General features: G+C 67.4%; 17 protein-coding genes and 1 pseudogene. 7 read left to right on the forward strand and 11 right to left on the reverse strand.

Going from position 1 to position 17,549, the window contains the following annotated elements:
- Positions 1-53: 53 nt before the first annotated feature.
- The 7 genes and pseudogenes from H9651_RS08700 (at position 54) to H9651_RS08730 (ending at position 5,923) form a co-directional block, all read left to right on the forward strand.
- A complete protein-coding gene (locus tag H9651_RS08700; protein ID WP_225216519.1) occupies positions 54-1,271 on the forward strand; it encodes an ABC transporter substrate-binding protein in 1,218 nt (405 codons plus the stop codon).
- Between the two features lie 13 nt (positions 1,272-1,284).
- A complete protein-coding gene (locus tag H9651_RS08705) occupies positions 1,285-2,232 on the forward strand; it encodes a carbohydrate ABC transporter permease (protein WP_318244819.1) in 948 nt (315 codons plus the stop codon).
- Positions 2,225-3,124: a carbohydrate ABC transporter permease gene (locus tag H9651_RS08710; protein WP_191718884.1), complete on the forward strand. Its 900-nt coding sequence runs from the start codon at positions 2,225-2,227 to the stop codon at positions 3,122-3,124. The genes H9651_RS08705 and H9651_RS08710 overlap by 8 nt, the downstream gene beginning before the upstream one ends.
- 35 nt (positions 3,125-3,159) lie before the next feature.
- The gene (locus H9651_RS08715) at positions 3,160-4,518 is read left to right on the forward strand and encodes an alpha-L-fucosidase (protein ID WP_191718885.1); all 1,359 of its coding nucleotides are present in this window, start codon (positions 3,160-3,162) and stop codon (positions 4,516-4,518) included.
- Between the two features lie 55 nt (positions 4,519-4,573).
- A pseudogene (locus tag H9651_RS08720) lies at positions 4,574-4,845 on the forward strand (ammonium transporter); the annotation flags it as partial.
- Positions 4,846-4,907: 62 nt separating this feature from the next.
- Positions 4,908-5,198 carry a hypothetical protein gene (locus H9651_RS08725; protein ID WP_191718886.1) on the forward strand — a complete coding sequence of 97 codons (291 nt, stop codon included), beginning with the start codon at positions 4,908-4,910 and terminating at the stop codon, positions 5,196-5,198.
- Between the two features lie 107 nt (positions 5,199-5,305).
- Complete coding sequence (locus H9651_RS08730) at positions 5,306-5,923, forward strand: TetR/AcrR family transcriptional regulator (RefSeq protein WP_191718887.1); 618 nt, start codon at positions 5,306-5,308, stop codon at positions 5,921-5,923.
- 103 nt (positions 5,924-6,026) lie between these two features.
- Here the strand turns inward: H9651_RS08730 and H9651_RS08735 are convergent, their stop codons facing one another.
- The 11 genes from H9651_RS08735 to H9651_RS08785 form a co-directional block, all read right to left on the reverse strand.
- Positions 6,027-6,791, reverse strand: a complete 765-nt coding sequence (locus H9651_RS08735; protein ID WP_191718888.1) for an SDR family NAD(P)-dependent oxidoreductase — start codon at positions 6,789-6,791, stop codon at positions 6,027-6,029.
- The gene (locus H9651_RS08740; RefSeq protein ID WP_191718889.1) at positions 6,788-7,636 is read right to left on the reverse strand and encodes a fumarylacetoacetate hydrolase family protein; all 849 of its coding nucleotides are present in this window, start codon (positions 7,634-7,636) and stop codon (positions 6,788-6,790) included. The genes H9651_RS08735 and H9651_RS08740 overlap by 4 nt, the downstream gene beginning before the upstream one ends.
- A complete protein-coding gene (locus tag H9651_RS08745; protein WP_191718890.1) occupies positions 7,633-8,526 on the reverse strand; it encodes an amidohydrolase family protein in 894 nt (297 codons plus the stop codon). Before H9651_RS08745 ends, H9651_RS08740 begins: the two co-directional genes overlap by 4 nt.
- Positions 8,519-9,505 (reverse strand): aldo/keto reductase, encoded by a 987-nt coding sequence (locus tag H9651_RS08750; protein ID WP_191718891.1) that lies wholly within the window; start codon positions 9,503-9,505, stop codon positions 8,519-8,521. Before H9651_RS08750 ends, H9651_RS08745 begins: the two co-directional genes overlap by 8 nt.
- A 138-nt stretch (positions 9,506-9,643) precedes the next feature.
- Entirely contained in the window at positions 9,644-11,146 is a 1,503-nt protein-coding gene (locus H9651_RS08755) for an aldehyde dehydrogenase (NADP(+)) (protein ID WP_191718892.1), read from the reverse strand.
- 34 nt (positions 11,147-11,180) lie between these two features.
- A complete protein-coding gene (locus H9651_RS08760; protein ID WP_191718893.1) occupies positions 11,181-12,359 on the reverse strand; it encodes a fumarylacetoacetate hydrolase family protein in 1,179 nt (392 codons plus the stop codon).
- A 15-nt stretch (positions 12,360-12,374) separates the two neighbouring features.
- Complete coding sequence (locus H9651_RS08765) at positions 12,375-13,157, reverse strand: enoyl-CoA hydratase/isomerase family protein (protein WP_191718894.1); 783 nt, start codon at positions 13,155-13,157, stop codon at positions 12,375-12,377.
- Positions 13,154-14,299: a type 2 periplasmic-binding domain-containing protein gene (locus H9651_RS08770; protein ID WP_191718895.1), complete on the reverse strand. Its 1,146-nt coding sequence runs from the start codon at positions 14,297-14,299 to the stop codon at positions 13,154-13,156. The genes H9651_RS08765 and H9651_RS08770 overlap by 4 nt, the downstream gene beginning before the upstream one ends.
- A complete protein-coding gene (locus H9651_RS08775; RefSeq protein WP_191718896.1) occupies positions 14,299-15,519 on the reverse strand; it encodes a CaiB/BaiF CoA transferase family protein in 1,221 nt (406 codons plus the stop codon). The genes H9651_RS08770 and H9651_RS08775 overlap by 1 nt, the downstream gene beginning before the upstream one ends.
- Positions 15,516-16,592: a Gfo/Idh/MocA family protein gene (locus H9651_RS08780; RefSeq protein WP_191718897.1), complete on the reverse strand. Its 1,077-nt coding sequence runs from the start codon at positions 16,590-16,592 to the stop codon at positions 15,516-15,518. Before H9651_RS08780 ends, H9651_RS08775 begins: the two co-directional genes overlap by 4 nt.
- Positions 16,589-17,548, reverse strand: coding sequence for an MBL fold metallo-hydrolase (locus H9651_RS08785; RefSeq protein ID WP_191718898.1), 960 nt, complete (start codon positions 17,546-17,548; stop codon positions 16,589-16,591). Before H9651_RS08785 ends, H9651_RS08780 begins: the two co-directional genes overlap by 4 nt.
- Position 17,549: the final 1 nt, after the last annotated feature.

Genomic DNA, 17,549 nt, shown 5'->3' on the forward strand with positions numbered 1-17,549 from the left:
CGGGGCGGCGAGTGCCTGAACCAGTCCCTCGCCCATTCATCAAAGGAGATGTCATGAGAGCACGTTCCGCAGCACTCGCCGTCACCGTCGGCGGCGCGCTCGCCCTCACCGGGTGCGGTGCCTCCGGTTCCGGCGGCGACGGCGACCTGATCTGGTCAATGTGGATCGGGTCGACCGAAGACCAGCAGGCATGGGACGCCGTCGCAGCCGCCGGCGCAGAAGCGGCCGGTGTCGACGTCACCCTTCAGGGTGCGCCGTTCGCAGATTACTGGACCAAGCTGTCGACGCAGCTCGGCACGTCGAGCGCCCCGTGCATCGTCTCGATGCAGAGCCTGCGGCTCAACCAGTTCACCGACGGGCTGCTGCCGCTCAATGACCTCATCGCGGACAGCGACATCGATATCGACGCCTTCGACGAGGGCGCACTCGAGGCGATGGCGTTCGACGGTCAGCAGTACGCACTGCCCTACGACACCGGCCCCCTCGTGTACTTCTACAACAAGGACGCGTACGCGGATGCCGGTGTCGCTGAGCCCGAGCCGGGGTGGACTGTCGACGACTTCGAGGCTGCCGCCGAGCAGCTCGCTGCAAACGACCAGATCGCCCACGCGTCGAGCGTCGAGGACCTCTACCTCGAGGCGAGCGCGCTCGCGTACAACGGGGCGTCGATCATCAGCGAGGACGGCGAAATCGCAGTTGACGACCCCGACTTCGCATCGGCGGTCGAGTGGCTTGCGAGCCTCGTCGAACAGGGGTACGCGACGCGCGCCGACGGTGCCGACTCCACTGCGGACGACAACGCGTTCGCGAACGGCACCGCCGCGGGCATGGTCGCAGGCCCCTGGCAGGTCCTCGACGTGAACGCGAAAACCGACTTCGAGCTCGGCATTACGACGATCCCGGCCGGCCCCGGCGGCGGGCCGACGTTCTCGGCCGGCTCCGGCTTCGGTATCTCCAGCACGTGCGCCGATCCTGAGGCTGCGCTTGAGGCGATCGGAGCGATGACCTCGCCGGACGTGCTCAGCACACTGGCATCCGACGGCCGCGCGTTCCCCGCACGCACCGCCGAACAGCAGCTCTGGTACGACAACGCGCGCGTCGACGGTGTCGACGTCGCGATGAGCGCCGCGCTCGAATCGGCCATCCCGTTGCCCGGCAGCGCGCAGGGCGACCAGCTCAACCTGCTGCTCGCGCAGTACGGCGCGCAGATGCTGAACGGCGACCAGCCGGCAGTCGAGGTGCTCGCCACAATGTCGGACCAGCTCGGCTGATCCGGAGGTACCCGTGACCGACCTCATCGACCGGGAAGCCGCCACGCCGGCGCCCTCGTCTCCCGCGGCAGCGGTGGGACGAGGGCGCCCGGCCCGGGCGCGGCGGAGCCTGTGGGGATACGGCTTCGTCGCCCCCCACAGCGCAGGCCTCGCCCTGTTCACGATCGTCCCGATCGCCATCGCACTTGTGATGAGCCTGCACATCTGGCCGATGATCGGGTCGCCGACCTTCATCGGTCTTGAGAACTTCACGCAACTTCTCGCCGACGAGACCTTCCGGGTCGCGATGGGCAACACCCTGTTGTTCGTGGTGCTCTACGTGCCGTTGAACCTCATCGTGTCGCTTGGCATGGCGGCGTGGCTCAGCCCGAAGATCAAACACCGGCAGATCTTCCGCGTGCTGTTCTTCCTGCCCACCGTGACACCGATCGTCGCGAACGCGGTCGTGTGGCGCATGCTCTACCAACCCGGCGGCGCGATCGACGGAACATCGCAAGCGCTGTTCGGCATCGAGACGCCGAACTTCCTCCAGGACCAGCAGTGGGCCATGATCGCGATCGTCGTGATGAGCGTGTGGCAAGGCTTCGGCTACAACATGATCGTCTTCTCGTCGGCGCTCGACTCGGTGCCGGAGAGCCAGCTCGAGGCTGCGCAGCTCGACGGCGCGAACGCGTGGACCACGTTCTGGAAGGTGACGCTTCCGCTCATCTCACCGTCGGTGTTCTTCGCCTCGACGATGACGCTGATCACCTCGTTCCAGGTCTTCATCCAGCCGTACATCATGACCAAGGGTGGTCCCGGCAACGCGACGATCACCCTCGTCCAGTTCATCTACAACCAGGGCTTCACGTTCCAGCAACTCGGGCTCGCCTCAGCGGCGGCGTTCGTGCTGTTCGTGATCATCCTCGGCGTCACCGCCGTGCAGTTCATCGGCCAGAAGAAGTGGGTGCACTATGACTGACGTCATCGTCGTCCCGAAGCGCGCGCAGGGCGTGCACCGCCGGTCCGCCCCGAGCGGGCACCGCACCCGTCGGAAGGTGCGGTCGGCCATTGGCTACATGCTTCTGTGCCTGGTGGCACTCCTGTTCGTCTTGCCGCTCATCTACATGGTCGCGACGTCGCTCAAGCCGGCCAACGAGATCTTCTCGACGCCGCCCTCGCTGTTCGGCTCGTCGATCGAGTGGGGCAACTACGTCGAGGTCTTCGAGTACGCCGCCTTCGGTCGGTACCTCGTCAACGGCATGCTCGTCGCAGTCTTCGGCACGGCGATCACACTCGCGGCATCCGCACTCTCCGGGTACGCGTTCGCCCGGCTGAAGTGGCGCGGTCGCGGCGCGACGTTCGCGGTGTTCCTCGCGACGATGATGCTCCCGCAGGAGGTCATCATCGTGCCGTCGTTCGTGCTCATGCGCGAGCTCGGCTGGGTGAACAGCTATGCGGCGCTCATCGTCCCATGGGCGTTCACGGCGCTCGGCGCCTTCCTGCTGCGGCAGTTCTTCCTGTCGGTGCCCCAGGAGTTGGAGGATGCCGCGCGCATAGACGGGGCCGGCACTTTCGGGACCTTCTGGCGCGTGATGTTCCCGCTCGCGCGGCCGACGCTCGCCGTGCTCGCGGTCTTCACGTTCATCACCTACTGGAACTCGTTCCTGTGGCCGCTCATCGTCGTCAACGACGTTTCGGCGCTCGGGACGATTCCACTCGGCCTGCAGCAGTTCTTCGGCCAGCAGGGCACTCAGTGGCATCTCATCATGGCGGCATCCGTCATCTCGATGCTGCCGACGACCATCCTCCTCATTGTGCTGCAGCGGCACCTCGTCCGGGGAATCGTAACCTCCGGACTCGGCGGTCGCTGAGTGGCATCACCACCATCCACGAAAGGAACGACCGCATGGCTATGTTCACCGCCGAACCGAAGCGACCCGAGGCCTACGAGGGATTCAGGCGGGAGACCCCGGAATGGTTCAAGGACGCGAAGCTCGGCATCTTCGTGCACTGGGGGCCGTACTCCGTGCCCGCCTGGGCCGAGCCGATCGGTGCCCTCGGCACGATCGACAAGGAGACGTGGCAGAAGCACAACCCTTACGCGGAGTGGTACTACAACACGATCCGCATCGAGGGGAGCCCGGCGCAGGAACATCAGCGCGAGGTCTACGACGGCGCCGACTACGACGCGTTCCTCGACGCGTGGAAGGCCGAGTCATTCGACGCTGACGAGATCATGGCGCTCGTCGCCCGCACCGGCGCGCGCTACTTCGTGCCCACCACGAAGCACCACGACGGCGTGACACTCTGGGACGCCCCGGGCACCGGTGACCGCAACACCGTCGCGCGGGGACCCAAGCGCGACATCGTGGGCGAATTCCGGGATGCCGCCGAGCGTGCCGGCATCCGCTTCGGCATCTACTACTCCGGTGGGCTCGACTGGCACGTCGGTGGCCAGCCGCCGATTACGAGCGTCATCGACGACGCGCACCGTCCGCTCGACAAGGCGTACGCGGACTACGCGTTCGAGCACGTCGCCGACCTCATCGAGAAGTACAACCCCGAGGTGCTCTGGGGTGACATTGAGTGGCCCGACGCAGGCAAGCCGGACGGCGAGAAGAGCATGGCCGAGCTGTTCCGGCGGTTCTACCGGGCCCGTCCCGAGGGCGTCGCGAACGACCGGTGGGGCGAAACGCACTGGGACTTCCGCACGAGCGAATACGAGCAGGGTCGCGAGCAGGAGACCGGCATGTGGGAGAACTGCCGCGGCGTCGGCTTCTCGTTCGGTCACAACCAGATCGAGGACGAGTCGAACTCCCTGGATGCCGCGGGCGCGGTGCATCACTTCGTCGATGTCGTGGCGCGCGGTGGGAACTTCCTGCTGAACATCGGCCCGACGGCGGCCGGTGAAGTCACTCCACTGCAGCGTGCGACCCTCGAAGGCCTCGGCGCGTTCAACGCGGCGCACGGCGACGCGATCTTCGGATCGCGGGTGCTGGATGCCGCGATCGCGCAGCCGTCGGACGAGCCGTGGGTACGGTGGACGCGGACCGGCTCGGCCGAGGCCGGTTTCGTCGCGCACGCCTTCGTCGACGCGCCGGTCGGCACCGCCGTGACGCTGCCGGTGGATGCCGCGGCCGTCGACCTCTCGGCTGCGGTGGGGCGCTCCGGCGCTCGTGTCTACGCGGGAGTCGAGTCGATCGTCGTGCACGTTGAGGCGCGCGATGTGCCCGGGCCGGTCCGGGTCGACATCCCCGTCCGCTGACGCAGAGGGATGGGCAGGGTCTCGCCCGGTCCTGACATGCCGTGCCATTCGCTTCGCGGGCGCCGCGGCGATCCTCGGGTGGGTGGTCGTCGAGAAGATCAAGGACGGCAGAGCCACCTCGGTCGGTGCCGGGTCAGGCCTCGTCGCCATCACTCCCGCGTGCGCTGCACTCGACCCGATCTGGGCGATCCTGCTGGGTGTCATCGCGGGGCGGTGTGCTGCCTGGCGATCGGACTCAAGTGCAAGCGGGGATTCGATGACTCCCTCGACGGCGTCGGATTGCATGGCATCGGCGGATTGCTCGGGTGCTGGTACCTGGGCTTCTTTCGCCCAGGAGAGCACACCACGTCGCCGCGCGGACCCCGGTGACCTTCGGCGGCGACGATGTCGTGACCGCCGACACGCACGGGCAGCGCATCGAGGCGCTGAACGTGATGGTCGACCAGGCGCACACGACGGTGTCTTACGGCATCCAGTGCGGAGCGGTCACTGTCGGCATCAGGCCGGAGATCGCCGTGATCCTGGGCGGGTCGACGCGGCTGGGTCGCCACGCGCTTCCCCCGGGAACGCTGGTGTCCGCGCAGGCGACTCTCCGTCGCCGCCGACGGCGTGATCCTGCGGCTGTCCTTCGTCACGGCGTGATGTCCGCTCAGGCCGCCGTCACGCGTCTTCGTGTATGACATTTCAGGCGTATCGGTGGAAGCGACAAGCTGAACGCACACACCCACCCGTGCAGTGACTACGCTCATAACCGAGGTCAGTCATGGAGTTCCCCGGGAGGATGAGCATGTCGGTGGCATCACCCCGCGTCGGGCGCCGCGAGCGCAACAAGCAAGAGAAGCGGGAGCGCATCGTCGCCGCGGCCGGCGCCCTGTTCGCCGAGCGCGGGATCGACGACGTCACGACCCAGCAGATCGCCGACGCCGCCGACATCGGAACCGGAACGCTCTTTCTCTACGCGAAGACCAAGGGTGAGCTGCTGCTTCTCGTGCAGAACGCTCACTACCTGCGCGCCCTCGAAGAAGGGCGCGCGGCGGCGGCGGAGACCACGGGTGCAGTGGACGGTGTTCTCGCCGTCCTCGCGCCGATCGTGGCCTGCAACCGCACCCATGTCGACAATGGGCGCACCTACCTGCGGGAGATGGTCTTCGGCGATGCCACCGAGCCGCATCACGCCGAAGCGCTGCGCATCGTCGACGAGACCGAACGCGACGTCGCGGCGTTGATCGTCGCGCGCGCGGGGCGCAGTGAAGCGGATGCCACGGTGCTGGCCCGGGTGATCTCGTCGGGCCTCGTGGTCACGATGGCTTCGGCATCCGACCCGCAGACGAGTGTCGCCGAGGTGGTCGCAGCCGTGCGCCGGCAGGTCGAGGTCATCCTCGCCGGCGATCGGTACAGCGGGTAGAGTACACCGCTGACCGGCCGATTCCTTCTGTCTTCGCCATCAATCTCTGGCCAGGCGCGGACCGGCCCAGCCGCCCGCCCTATCTGCGGGGTCGCGTCCGCGCTTAGTGCGTCTGCTGCACCGCCCGCGGCCGCAGGTGCGTCATTCCGCCATCGATGTCCAGCGCCGTGCCGGTGATCGAGCCCGAGCGAGGCGACGCGAGAAAGGCGATGGCATCGGCCACCTCTTCCGGGGTGACCATGCGACCGGTGGCCTGCCGTGCATCCAGAGCCGCACGCTCGGCGGCCGGATCGGGGAAGTTCTGCAGCATCCGCTCGACGAATGCCGTGGCCACCGTCGCCGGCCGCACGCAGTTGATCCGAATGCCGTCCGCGATGTGGTCAGCGGCCATCGCGAACGTCAGAGACATCACCGCACCCTTGGTGGCGCTGTACACGGCCCGTTGAGGCAGCCCGTTGAGGGCTGCTACCGACGAGAGGTTGATCACCGATGCGGCCGGTGAGCGACGTAGCCACGGCAGCGCGGCTGCCGTGACGCGCGCCATGCTGATGACGTTGATGTCGAGCACGCGCGCCCACTCGTCATCGTCTGCGTCCTCGATGGTTCCGATCGAACTGATGCCGACGTTGTTGACCACGATGTCGATGCCGCCCAGTTGTCTGGCGACCTCATCGATCGCTGAATCCACGCTCGCGCGGACGCCCACGTCGCACACGATCCCGACGGCGCCCGTGGGGATCGTGTCGATCGCGCGGTCGAGCACCGCGACATTCGCACCCCGTTCGCGCAGCTGGCTCGCTGTTGCGAAACCGATGCCCGACGCCCCGCCCGTGACAACGGCAACCAACCCGTCCAGCTCGGCGCTCATGCCTGACCCACTTTCTGTCGTGCGGCGCCCAGGCCCTCGATCGCCAACTCGACCACATCCCCCGCACGAAGGTACGGGTTGCCCTCGATGCCGAGCGCGACCCCCGCGGGGGTTCCGGTGTTGATGAGGTCGCCGGGTCGCAGCACCATGAACTGGCTGAGGTACCAGATCGCATGAGCGACGGAGAAGATCATGTTCGCGGTCGTGCCGTCCTGGCGACGCACCCCGTTGACGTCGAGCGTCATCCGCAGCTGCTGCGGGTCGGGGATCTCATCGGAGGTGACCAGCCAGGGTCCCAGCGGGTTGAAAGTCTCGCAGCTCTTTCCTTTGTCCCACTGGCCGCCGCGCTCGAGCTGGAACTCACGCTCGCTCACGTCATGCGAGACTGCGTACCCGGCGACGTGCGCGAGTGCCTCGTCGGGCGATGCAAGATAGCGCGCCTCGGTGCCGATCACGACGCCGAGCTCGACTTCCCAGTCGGTCTTCACCGATGCACGCGGCACGAGAACCTCGTCGAACGGCCCGATGACCGTCGAGGGGTCCTTCATGAACACGACGGGCTCAGCAGGGATCGCCGCCCCCGTCTCGGCAGCATGATCGCTGTAGTTGAGTCCGATGCACACGATCTTCCCCGGCAGTGCGATGGGCGCCCCGATGCGCTGACCTGTCATATCTATCTCGGAGAGGTCGCCGGTGGCGAGCGCCGCGCGCACGCGGTCGATGCCGCCCGACTCGAAGAAGGTACCGTCCAGATCGCTCGTCAAAGCATCCAGTGCAAATGTCGACTCTCCGTGGATGACGACGGGTCGCTCTTCGCCGGGGGCGCCGTAGCGTGCGAGTTTCATCTTGTTTTCCTCTCGAGGGGTGATGCGGTGGTGCGCAATCGGTAGAAATCAGTTGCCGTCCCGGCGCGGATCCGCGCGCGTTCGCTCTCGTCGAGGGAGCCGAACACGCCGTCCAGCGCGCTCCACACCCGCTCGTAGCCGCCGGCGAGCGTGCTGATCGGCCAGTCGCCGCCGTACATCAGCCGCTGCGGCCCGAACATCTCGATTCCTGCGTGTATGGCCGGAGCGATGTCGTCAACGGTCCACCTGTCCATGGGCCCTGTCGTCGGATACAGGCCCGAGACTTTCGCGTGCGTGGCGGGGTTCGCTGCGACCTCGGTCATGAGGGCGCGCCATCTTCCCGCGTCGTCTTCACGAATCGGCGGGTGACCGAGGTGGTCGATGACCATCCGCAGATTCCGATGGCGCTCGCCCATGTCGATGGCCGCCTTCAGGCGGCCGTGACCTGGGGCGATGATGTCCAGTGGGAGGTCGCGGTCCGCAAGCATGCCGAGTACTGAATCCACCTCAGGCGTGGCGAGCCAGCTCGGGTCGTCGCGGGTATGGATAAGTGCACGGATGCCGCAGAACGCCGACTCGTTCTCCCATTGCTTCAGAAGCTCGTCGGCGTGGCGAGGATCATCGAGGGGCACCCACGCGACGACTCCCCGCACACGGGAACTGACGGCCGCGGCTTCGAACATGACCTCGCTGTCGGCGGCGTTGTCGGCCGACTGCACAAGGATCGTCCCCGCGATCCCCACGTCGTCCAGCTGCTGCACGGCGTCTTCGATTGTGTGGTCTCGCGCCAAGGTGGCGTCATCAGGGCTCATCCACGGGTAGGCGGCCCGTGTCAGTGACCAGATGTGCTGGTGCGCGTCGATGACCTGATCGTCGGTGCTCTCAACCATGGTGAGCAACCTCCGCCCGCTCGTCGAGCAGGCCGTGCTGCACGAGAGTCGACCAGAACTCCTCGGGAACCTCCGTGCGGTGCCGCGCTGCGGCCTCGGAGACGTGGCGCTCGGTGCGAGTGCCGATCACGACGGACGCGACCGCGGGGTGCCGGAGGGGAAAGGCCACCGCTGCGTCGGGGATCGTGATGCCGAAGTCATCGCACAGCTCTGCGATCCGGCCCGTGCGCTCGAGCAGCTCGCGCGGTACAGCGCCGTAGTTGTAGTGCGCGTCAGGACGGATGCGCGCAGTCGCGAGCAAGCCCGAGTTGTAGATAGCCGCCGCGACCACTGACACGCCGTTCGCCTGCGCGGCAGGGAGCAGATCATCGAGCGCGCCCTGCTCGAGCAGGGTGTAGCGACCCGCCAGCATGACGATGTCGATGTCGAGGCGCTCCGCGAATCGCGCGAGCATCGCCGACTGGTTCATCCCGGCGCCGACCGCCTTCACGACGCCCTCGTCTCGCAGCTCGATCATCGCCGGCAGCGCTTCGGAGAGAGCCTGCTGCTCATGCTCATCGGGGTCGTGCAGGTACAACACGTCGACCCGGTCGAGTCCCAGGCGTTCAAGGCTGTCGTGGAGGGAGCGGCGGATGCCGTCACGGCTCAGATCCCACTCGCGTCGGGTGGTCGCGGGGACCAGGAAGTCTCCATCGAACGCGCCCTCCCCGCCGGGGTTGGGGACGAGCAGGCGCCCTACCTTGGTCGAGATCACGAACTCATCCCGTGGCTTGCCCTGCAAAGCGTCGCCCAGCCGCCGCTCTGAGAGACCCAGTCCGTAGTGGGGTGCCGTGTCGAAGTACCGCACGCCGGCGACCCACGCCGCATCGACCGCGGCCGTCGACGCCTCGTCCGTCGTCTCGCGATACAGGTTGCCGAACTGAGCGGCGCCGATGCCGACCTCGGTCAACGCGAGATCGCCTGCTGTGCGTCGGTTCATCGTCGAACCTTCCCCCCAAACCTAATACGTCGTATGAATATATGTCATCCTGCCATAAGACGCCGGGCCAGATCTGCCAGGGAACGCTGGCTCAGACACTCCCGTCGCGGGCACGGGCGGCGCAGCGGGCGAGCCGCCTCAAGGCAGCTCGAGTCTTCCATCGATGCGACGCGGCACCGTGGACGCCCCGTCCCGAAGCTCAGGCGGCAGGACGGACTGGGGAGCGTCTTGGAACGCGATCGGCCGCAGGAAGCGACGGATCGCCGTCACCCCGACCGACGTATGCGCGGAGTTCGTCGCAGGCCAGGGCCCACCGTGATGCTGTGCCCACGACACACGAACCCCGGTGGGATAGCCGTTGAAGACGATCCGGCCGACGAGCGGCGACAGATCCGCCACAAGGCGCCGGGACGCGGCATCCTCGTCAGGCTCTGCGTGAATGGTGGCGGTGAGCGAACCCGGCACCGATGCCAGGGCCGATGCGACCTCGTCGAGGGAGTCGTAGCGTACGACGACCATGAGCGGACCGAACGCCTCCTCGGCGACAGCGCTCGTGAGATCTGCCGCGGCGACCGCGAGAACCGTCGGTGTGGCGCGGATCCCGTCGCCATCCATGCTGCCGCGCGCGAGCAGACCCACCCCCTGCTGGGATTCGAGCCGCGAACTGGTCTCGTCGAATGACGACGCAATCCGGTCATTGAGCAGCGTCTGCGCTGAGGCGACAGCGGCACGACCGACGAGACCGTCCACCACACGATCGCCGTCTGCTCCGGTCGGGACGAACGCGAGTCCCGGTTTCGTGCAGAACTGTCCCGAACCGAGTGTGAATGAGCCGAAGAGTCCCGCGGCGATCTCGTCCGCGCGCGCGGCGGCCGCGGCGCGCGTGATCACGAGGGGATTGAGGCTGGACAGTTCTCCGAAGAACGGGATGGGTTCGCTGCGTTGGTCGATGACCGCCATGAGGGCCTGGGCAGCAGAGAGCGACCCGGTGAATCCAGCCGCTCGTACCCGCGGGTGCGCGACCAAAGCGCGGCCCGACGCCGTGCCGTACACGATGCCGAGGAGACCCTCGGGAGCTCCATACGCGGTAGCCGCCGCAACGAGCACCGAGAACGTCGCCGCCGAGGTCTCGAGATGAGAGCTGTGCGCCTTGACGACCACGGTGTTGCCGGCCGCGAGCGCGGACGCGACATCCCCGCCGGCCACGGAGAACGCGAAGGGGAAGTTGCTCGAGCCGAACACCGCCACGACGCCGAGCGGGACGAGGATGCGACGAAGCTCGGGAGCCGGCCCGAGCTCGGTGTCGCCGGCGTGGTCGATGGCCGCTTCGAGGTACCCACCGTCACGCAGCGCCTGCGCGAACAGTCGGAACTGGAACGCGGAGCGCGCGATCTCACCGGTCAGCCGCCCCTCGCCCAGCCCGGTTTCGCGATCAGCGATGGTGGCCAGGTCGGCGGCGCGGCCCATGAGACCGTCGGCGAGCGCATCGAGCAGACCCGCGCGCCACAGGCGATCGTGACGCGCGAGGACAGCGAACGCGGCGTCGGTGGCGTGGACGCACTCGTCGGCGCCGTGATCCGACGTCGGTTCGATACCGGTGTCTCGCGCAGTCGATGTGCGGGGGTCGGTGGAGGTCAGCACGTGTGATCCTTCATCTCTGATGTCAGGACAGTGGTCAGCGCAAGTAGCCGCGGCGGGCGAGACTGCGATACAGGTCGTCGATCCCCGAGACCCAGGGCGCTACCTCTTCCGAGGAGCGGACACGGTTGACGAGGGACCCGAGGCGGGGCTCCGAGATGCGCACGACGTCATCGGTGTGGTGGGTGAACCCGCGGCCGGGTTCGCCGCGGTCTTCGACGGGTGCCAACATCGTGCCGAGGTACAGCACGAAACCGTCGGGGTACTGGTGCCGGCGCCCGATGGCCTGAGCGACGAGGTCGACCGGGTCGCGACTGATCTGAGCCATCGCGCTCTCGGCATGCATAGTGAACCCATCCATGCCTTCGACGTCGAGACTCACGACGGCGAGGCGTACATCGTCGAGGGTGTAGCCGTCGTCGAAGAGTCGCAGCAGCGGGCCCGCTGACGCCGAGGCGTTGTTGTCTTTCGCCTCGCCGAGCAGCAGCGCGCTGCGTCCCTCGATGTCGCGCAGGTTGACGTCGTTGCCGAGCATTGCGCCCACGATGGCACCGCGCGACGACACGCACAGCACCACTTCAGGCTCGGGGTTGCTCCACTGCGACGCTGAGGCCACGCCGACGTCGACGGCGGTGCCGACGGTCGCGAGCACCGGGGCCTTGGTGAACAGCTCGGCGTCCGGTCCGATCCCCACCTCGAGGTATTGGCTCCACCATCCCTTCGCGATCAGCAGCTCTTTCAGTGCCATCGCCTCCGCAGAGCCGGGCCGCAAGGAGTCAATCGATCCACCGATGGTGGCGTCGATCTCCGTACGGATGGCGGCGGCGGCGCTCTTGTCGCCGCGCGCTCGCTCTTCGATCACCCGCTCGAGCATCGACACCGGAAAAGTGACGCCGGCGGCCTTCACCACGTGCAGGTCGATCGGCGACAGCAGCCAGGGAAGAGCCGCGTTGCGCGTGTCGGGCGGAGTGTTCGCGGCAATCTCTTCGAACGACCCGACGTCGGGTCCGGATGCGGCGGCCACGGCAGCAGCGGGGAGCTCGTTCTCAGTGAGCGTGCGCATCGTGGGGAACGTCGCGGTGATGTCGATCAGGCGGCCGCCACGGCAGGCCACGACTGCGGGGCCTTCGGGAAGACGAACGCGACCGACGAGGCATGCGTTCCGCGCGTCGGCGGGGAGGAGGACAGAAGGCACGGGCGGCCAGGAAGTGGTCATGGGAGGTCCTCGGATTCAGCGGCGGTGAAAGACGCCGACGCGCTTCTCGGCGAAGGCGGTGCGCCCCTCGGCGGCGTCTTCGGTGGCGAAGGCGACGGTCTGCAGGTCACGCTCGTAGCCGATGGCCTGCTCCTGCGGCATGTTGACGGCCGCACGCAGGTTGGCTTTCGCCGTCTCGGCGGCGATCGGCGGATGCTGGGCGATGATGGCGGCGATCTGCTGCGCACGACCCACGAGATCGCCGGGTTCGGTGAGCTCTGACACGAGCCCCCAGCGCAGCGCGGTTTCCGCGTCGATCGGATTCCCCGTCATCAGCATCAGAGCCGCGTTGGACGAGCCTGCCGCCTGAGACAGGAACGCCGCCATTCCGCCGCCGCCGATCCAGCCGAGCTTGATCTCGGGGGCGGCGAACGACGCCGTTCGCGACGCGATGCGGATATCGCAGCTCATCGCCGTCTCGAGACCCCCTCCGAAGGCGAAGCCGTTCACGGCCGCGATCACCGGCTTGCGTGCGGCGCGGATCGCATCGCAGTAGTCGGTGCGATTGCGAAACTCCCACGGCGTGGCGTACTTGTCGAGCGTGCCGATGTCCGAGCCTGCGCAGAACGAACGTTCCCCGGCGCCGGTCACGACGATCGCGCGGATCTCGTCGGCGGCATCGGCCCCCTCGATCAGCTCGACGAGGGCATCGGACATCTCAGGGGTCACCGCGTTGAGCTTCGCGGGGCGGCTGAGGGTGATCGTGGCGACCGCGCCCTCGACGTCGTAGCCGATGTTCTCGTTTGGCGAGGTGTTCATGCGATTGTCCTTTCAGCGGGAGACGAGGCGCCCAGGCGGTCGAACTCCACGTCGAGGTGAGAGAGCGTGTGGTCAGGGTCGGCGTCACCGAGAATGGCAGCCCGCACCAGTGCGGAGGCAGCGGACTGGAACGCGATGAATCCGTCGACGCGGGGACGCACCCATGCGCTCTCGATGGTGGCGAGTGTTCGGCGGTAGAAGTTTCCGGCCGCAGCATTGACCGTGGGGTCGGTCCATGCGTCCCGGCGCGACGGCTGACCTGCGTGCTGCGGGATGAATGACCGCTGCGCATCCGGCTCGAGCAGGCCACGCAGATGCGTGAGAAGATCGTCGCCCATCTCACGACGCGCCGAGAGCGCGAAGCCGGTGCCACCGATCGTCGAGCCGCGGTGGCCGTCCGGCCCTGCCGGCGCGTCGTCGAACACGAGCGGGTCCTGTCCGGTCGCATACGTGACGTACCCGTAGATCAACGGGATGTAGGCGATGTCACGCTCCGTGCGCATCCGCTCGAGCAGACCGATCGGGTTCTGCGCAGTCGTGCCCTTCGGCATGCGTTCGGCGATCCCCCGCAGCAGCTCGAGCGCGGCGATCCCGGTCGAGCGGTGGACGAATCCGCTCCCGGGGTCCACGCTGCCGGGCGCCCCCATCGCCGCGCACAGCGACGCGAACGAGAGGAAGGCATGAGGGCCCGCGAGGCTCAGTGCTACGGGGACCTCATCCGCGAGCCTGTCGACGTCCTGCCAGCTCTGCGGCGACCGGGTCACACGCTCCGGTGCGCGAACGGCGACCTGGGTGGCCGCATCCAGGGGCAGTGCCCACAGTCGATTCGCCATACGGTAGGACTCGATGCTCGGTCCCACCGACGCCTCGTCGAGGCCGGCGAGCCAGTGCGGGTCGAACAGCTCGTCCAACGGTTGCAGTGAGTCCTGCGCAAGCGCCTCGCCGAGGTGCGGATGGTCGAGCACGATCACGTCGTACCGGGCCGCGGTCGCGGCGATGGGCGCCGACTCGAAACCTTCGAGCGACTGCACGTCCCACTCGATGAGCGGCTCGCCGGTGGCGGTGATCGCGCCGGCGGCGGCTCTCTCGAGGGCCAGTCTGCCGCGCGGGTGATCCCACGTGAGGCCTCGGTAGCGGGCCATCACGGCTCCACGGGAACCGGCATCCCGACGGCGGCACCGGTGTCGAGAAGCTGATCGATGCGCTCGGTCGTGAGTCCCGCCTGCGCGAGTACCTCACGCGTGTGCTCTCCCACGAGCGGAGCACCGCGGTAGATCTGCGGGGGTGTGGCCGAGAAGCGGTACGGGAACCCAGGCGTCTTCACTCGGCCCTCGGTCGGGTGGTCGTACTCGATGAACGTGCCGTTGTGTGCGATCTGAGGGTCTGCCACGAGGTCGGCGTAGTCGAGCACCGGACCCACCCAGATACCGGCCGACCCCAGCACATCGAGCCAATGCGCGGTGGCCTTTTCGCTCAGCTTGGCCGCGGTGAGCGCGTGCACCTCGTCGCGACGGGTCCAGCCCTCGACTTCGCTGCTCCACCCCTCGAACATGGGCTCGCCGATGAGCGGTCCCAGCTGACGCAGATCGGCGAATGCCAGCGCGAGATACCCGTCGCTCGTGGCGAACACCCCATATGGAGCGCGAATGAAGACGTGCGCGTGCGGTTGGCCCGAGCGTTGCTGTGCCTTGCCGCCGATGGTGAACACCGACAGCTCCTGCATCTGCAGAGTCGTGAGGGCGTCGAGCATGTTCACGGTGACGAGTTGCCCCTCACCCGTGCGCTCGCGGTGAAGGAGCGCCGCGAGCACTCCCTCGAACGCGGTCGATGCGGTGATGGCGTCGGCGAGATACTGGCCGGCGGGTGTGGGCTCGTCGCCGTCGCGGCCCGCCGAGAACATCGCGCCCGACATCGCTTGCAGAAGCAGGTCCTGGCCGGGCCGGTCGCGATAGGGCCCGTCCTCGCCGTACCCCGAGATAGAGACATAGACGAGCGAAGGATTGACAGCGCGCAGCGATTCGTAGTCCACGCCGAGGCGCGCAGCGACACCCGGACGATAGTTCTGCAGGAAGACGTCGGCGCTTCGCACCAGTTCGAGCAGCGCCTCCCGGCCGCCGTCGCTCTTGAGATCGAGGGCGACGGACCGCTTGTTGCGGTTGAGGGAGAGGAAAGAGACGTTGATCTCGTTGCCCTGTGCGCCACCCGCGGCTGCGAACCTCTGCCATTCGCCGACAGTCGGCTCCACCTTGATCACGTCGGCGCCCAGGTCGCCCAGGCGCTGCGCGGCGAACGGACCCGCCATGGCGATCGAACAGTCGAGGACGGTGTAGCCCTCGAGTACGGCGGCGTGGGATCCGGTCATGACACAGGTTCCTTGTTCTGCACCGCGATCTCGGTGCCTCCGGCCGCGCTGCTGCGCAGCATGGCGTCGATGAGTTCGATCGATCGGGCGGCGACGTCCGCCGTCGAGTTGTTCTCTGTACTCCTGCCGAGGATCAGATCGATGAAGCGGTTCGGCGGCTCGATGCACTCGTACTCGCCTGCCCCCTCGGGGATGTCGATGTTCCACTCCTGGCCGTCGTGGCGGCGCACGCTCACGCGTTCGCGCTCGGTGTCGAGCAGCAGCACGCCCTCTGACCCGAAGACCCGGATGTCGACCTGGTAGCTGCTGCCGTCCGGGAGTGAGGCTGCCCCCGACACGGTGCCCAGTGCACCGCCGCTGAAACCGACCACGGCTGCGTCGTAGAGGTCCACGGCAGAGCCGGCGGTCGAGACTTTGGCCGTCACGGTTTCGGCGCGCAGATCATCGAACAACCAGAACAACAAGGCACTCGAATGAGTGATCTGCCCGTGCGCGTATCCGCCGCCCTTGGAAGGCGTCTGCCACGTGCGCGGGTCGGGGCCGGATGTCTGCGAGTCCCACAGCCGCCGAATGTGATTGGTGTCGCCGGCGAACAGGCCCAGCGTCGGCGACGCCATGTGGCACAGGGCGTACTGCACCTGCCCGATGTGCCCGGCATCCACCAGTCTTTTGGCCTCGACCGTGAACGGTTTGTAATTCCAGCCATAGGGCGCGAGGAAGACCACGCCCCGTTCGCGCACGCGGCGCTCGAGGTCCCATCCCTGTTCGGCAGAGAGCGTCACCGGCTTCTCGACGAGCACGTGGAGCCCTCGCTCGATCGCCTGCACCGCCTGTGCGTAGTGGAGGTCATGCGGGGTCGTGATGACCACGGCATCGAGATCCTGAGCGAGGAGTTCATCGTAGTTCTCGGTGGCCATCCCGAAACCGAACTGCTCGCGGACACGCTCGAGCTCGGGGCCGATCCCGCACACCCCGACGAGCTCGACGTCCTCCCTCGCCGCGAAGATCGGGAAGTGGTTGCTCGTCGCCCACCATCCGGCACCGACGGCTCCCAGGCGCACCTTGCCACTCATGTCATGCTCCAGCGGCGTCGGCCGCCATCGTCCGTCGTACTCGTCAAGACGCCGCGTTCCCGCAGACGCTCGAGATTTCCGGTGACGGGAAAGATCGAATAGTCCAGCGCGCCGGCGCTCCACGGGCCCAGCTTCTTACCCGCCTGACGCACCACCTCGAGCGCGGTCAGCGGAGCACCTGCCGCGACGAGGGCGTCGGTGATGATGGCATCGATCTCGGCGACGTAATCCTCTGACTCGGCGAGGAAATCCTCGACGCCGGTTCCCTCGTGCACCGGGTAGTGGGCGGTGAGCAGCAGGTCGGCGTCGACGTCACGAAAGGCGCGGATGCTGTCGAGATAGGGCGTGGTGTCGCGATAGGTGGGCGGGAAAGCCGGGGATCCGTCTGCGAAGGGCACGGTGCGCCCCAGCGTCGCATCCCCGATCATCAGGGCGCGGTTGGCGGGGTCGTGCACCGCAACGTGGCCGGGGCTGTGCCCGGGCACGTGCATCACGGTCACCTCTCGACCGCCAAGATCGAACACCTCGCCGCCGGTCAGTGCGCGGTCGATCGGCACCAGGTCGGTCACCGATCGCAGGTAGCTCGTCGTCTCGGCCGGGTCGTCGAACCCGTCCGAGGCTCGAAACTCCCCGTATCGCTCGTCAATCAGACGCTGCACATTCTCGACGAGCGGCTGATCATCGAGATGGGCGAGGATCTGTACGTGCGCAAGCGCGGTCTTCAACGCTCCGTTGCCGCCGGTGTGATCGAAGTCGCAATGGGTGTTGATCGCCCAGGCGAGCTTCTCAGGAGCAATCCCCTGCTGTGCGAGGTACGGGAGCAGAGTGCCGGTGATGCTCTCGCGGATGCCCGTGTCGACGAGTAGTGCCGAGTGCTCGCCTTCGAGCAGGTAGAGCGCGACGAAGCGCTCGCCCAGGGGCGCCTGGATGCGATGTAGTCCGGGGCGGATCTCCATG

The sequence above is a fragment of the Microbacterium pullorum genome, from assembly GCF_014836535.1.
Lineage (GTDB): Bacteria > Actinomycetota > Actinomycetes > Actinomycetales > Microbacteriaceae > Microbacterium > Microbacterium pullorum.

What these genes read in the sequence shown, in the direction of transcription:
- H9651_RS08700 (WP_225216519.1), top strand. Translation starts at nt 54, where the DNA reads ATGAGAGCACGTTCCGCAGCACTCGCCGTCACCGTCGGCGGCGCGCTC.
- H9651_RS08710 (WP_191718884.1), top strand. Translation starts at nt 2,225, where the DNA reads ATGACTGACGTCATCGTCGTCCCGAAGCGCGCGCAGGGCGTGCACCGC.
- H9651_RS08715 (WP_191718885.1), top strand. Translation starts at nt 3,160, where the DNA reads ATGGCTATGTTCACCGCCGAACCGAAGCGACCCGAGGCCTACGAGGGA.
- H9651_RS08730 (WP_191718887.1), top strand. Translation starts at nt 5,306, where the DNA reads ATGTCGGTGGCATCACCCCGCGTCGGGCGCCGCGAGCGCAACAAGCAA.
- H9651_RS08735 (WP_191718888.1), bottom strand. Translation starts at nt 6,791, where the DNA reads ATGAGCGCCGAGCTGGACGGGTTGGTTGCCGTTGTCACGGGCGGGGCG.
- H9651_RS08740 (WP_191718889.1), bottom strand. Translation starts at nt 7,636, where the DNA reads ATGAAACTCGCACGCTACGGCGCCCCCGGCGAAGAGCGACCCGTCGTC.
- H9651_RS08745 (WP_191718890.1), bottom strand. Translation starts at nt 8,526, where the DNA reads ATGGTTGAGAGCACCGACGATCAGGTCATCGACGCGCACCAGCACATC.
- H9651_RS08750 (WP_191718891.1), bottom strand. Translation starts at nt 9,505, where the DNA reads ATGAACCGACGCACAGCAGGCGATCTCGCGTTGACCGAGGTCGGCATC.
- H9651_RS08760 (WP_191718893.1), bottom strand. Translation starts at nt 12,359, where the DNA reads ATGACCACTTCCTGGCCGCCCGTGCCTTCTGTCCTCCTCCCCGCCGAC.
- H9651_RS08765 (WP_191718894.1), bottom strand. Translation starts at nt 13,157, where the DNA reads ATGAACACCTCGCCAAACGAGAACATCGGCTACGACGTCGAGGGCGCG.
- H9651_RS08770 (WP_191718895.1), bottom strand. Translation starts at nt 14,299, where the DNA reads ATGGCCCGCTACCGAGGCCTCACGTGGGATCACCCGCGCGGCAGACTG.
- H9651_RS08775 (WP_191718896.1), bottom strand. Translation starts at nt 15,519, where the DNA reads ATGACCGGATCCCACGCCGCCGTACTCGAGGGCTACACCGTCCTCGAC.
- H9651_RS08780 (WP_191718897.1), bottom strand. Translation starts at nt 16,592, where the DNA reads ATGAGTGGCAAGGTGCGCCTGGGAGCCGTCGGTGCCGGATGGTGGGCG.
- H9651_RS08785 (WP_191718898.1), bottom strand. Translation starts at nt 17,548, where the DNA reads ATGGAGATCCGCCCCGGACTACATCGCATCCAGGCGCCCCTGGGCGAG.